General features: G+C 63.8%; 1 rRNA gene. It reads left to right on the top strand.

What is annotated here, in order from left to right:
• The first annotated feature begins 304 nt into the window (after positions 1 to 304).
• Positions 305 to 1,811: ribosomal RNA gene (locus tag PMW70_RS09645) — 16S ribosomal RNA — on the top strand.
• Positions 1,812 to 1,822 lie beyond the last annotated feature (11 nt).

The raw sequence follows: 1,822 nt of genomic DNA, 5'->3' as shown, positions 1-1,822 counted from the left end.
GATTCCCGCCCACGGCGCCCCTCCGGTCTGGCAATATATCTCCTTGCCGCGCGGCCCGGTCGGACCGGATGAGCCGCCAGGCGTGCACCTTGAGAACCGGATACTGCGAGGATGGACACATTCAGTGTCGCATCCGGGCAGACATCGAACCATTTGAAATGGTCTAACTTGGATTTGTTTTTCGCAAGGCCGCCGAGAGGCGGCCCCGAGAAATTCCTTTTCCTATACTTAAACCATATGAATCGAACGGAACCGATCAGCGATGGACTGAGAGGACCGGACGGGCTCGAAGCCCAGAATATTTTGGACGGAGAGTTCGATCCTGGCTCAGGATGAACGCTGGCGGCGCGCCTAACACATGCAAGTCGAACGGCACCCCTCTCCGGAGGGAAGCGAGTGGCGAACGGCTGAGTAACACGTGGAGAACCTGCCCCCTCCCCCGGGATAGCCGCCCGAAAGGACGGGTAATACCGGATACCCCGGGGTGCCGCATGGCACCCCGGCTAAAGCCCCGACGGGAGGGGATGGCTCCGCGGCCCATCAGGTAGACGGCGGGGTGACGGCCCACCGTGCCGACAACGGGTAGCCGGGTTGAGAGACCGACCGGCCAGATTGGGACTGAGACACGGCCCAGACTCCTACGGGAGGCAGCAGTGGGGAATCTTGCGCAATGGGGGGAACCCTGACGCAGCGACGCCGCGTGCGGGACGGAGGCCTTCGGGTCGTAAACCGCTTTCAGCAGGGAAGAGTCAAGACTGTACCTGCAGAAGAAGCCCCGGCTAACTACGTGCCAGCAGCCGCGGTAATACGTAGGGGGCGAGCGTTATCCGGATTCATTGGGCGTAAAGCGCGCGTAGGCGGCCCGGCAGGCCGGGGGTCGAAGCGGGGGGCTCAACCCCCCGAAGCCCCCGGAACCTCCGCGGCTTGGGTCCGGTAGGGGAGGGTGGAACACCCGGTGTAGCGGTGGAATGCGCAGATATCGGGTGGAACACCGGTGGCGAAGGCGGCCCTCTGGGCCGAGACCGACGCTGAGGCGCGAAAGCTGGGGGAGCGAACAGGATTAGATACCCTGGTAGTCCCAGCCGTAAACGATGGACGCTAGGTGTGGGGGGACGATCCCCCCGTGCCGCAGCCAACGCATTAAGCGTCCCGCCTGGGGAGTACGGCCGCAAGGCTAAAACTCAAAGGAATTGACGGGGGCCCGCACAAGCAGCGGAGCATGTGGCTTAATTCGAAGCAACGCGAAGAACCTTACCAGGGCTTGACATATGGGTGAAGCGGGGGAGACCCCGTGGCCGAGAGGAGCCCATACAGGTGGTGCATGGCTGTCGTCAGCTCGTGTCGTGAGATGTTGGGTTAAGTCCCGCAACGAGCGCAACCCCCGCCGCGTGTTGCCATCGGGTGATGCCGGGAACCCACGCGGGACCGCCGCCGTCAAGGCGGAGGAGGGCGGGGACGACGTCAAGTCATCATGCCCCTTATGCCCTGGGCTGCACACGTGCTACAATGGCCGGTACAGAGGGATGCCACCCCGCGAGGGGGAGCGGATCCCGGAAAGCCGGCCCCAGTTCGGATTGGGGGCTGCAACCCGCCCCCATGAAGTCGGAGTTGCTAGTAATCGCGGATCAGCATGCCGCGGTGAATGCGTTCCCGGGCCTTGTACACACCGCCCGTCACACCACCCGAGTCGTCTGCACCCGAAGTCGCCGGCCCAACCGTCAAGGGGGGAGGCGCCGAAGGTGTGGAGGGTGAGGGGGGTGAAGTCGTAACAAGGTAGCCGTACCGGAAGGTGCGGCTGGATCACCTCCTTTCTAGGGAGATA

Source organism: Collinsella aerofaciens (assembly GCF_028209625.1).
Taxonomy (GTDB): Bacteria; Actinomycetota; Coriobacteriia; order Coriobacteriales; family Coriobacteriaceae; genus Collinsella; species Collinsella aerofaciens_AM.
This window is presented reverse-complemented; position numbering and strand designations above follow the sequence as displayed.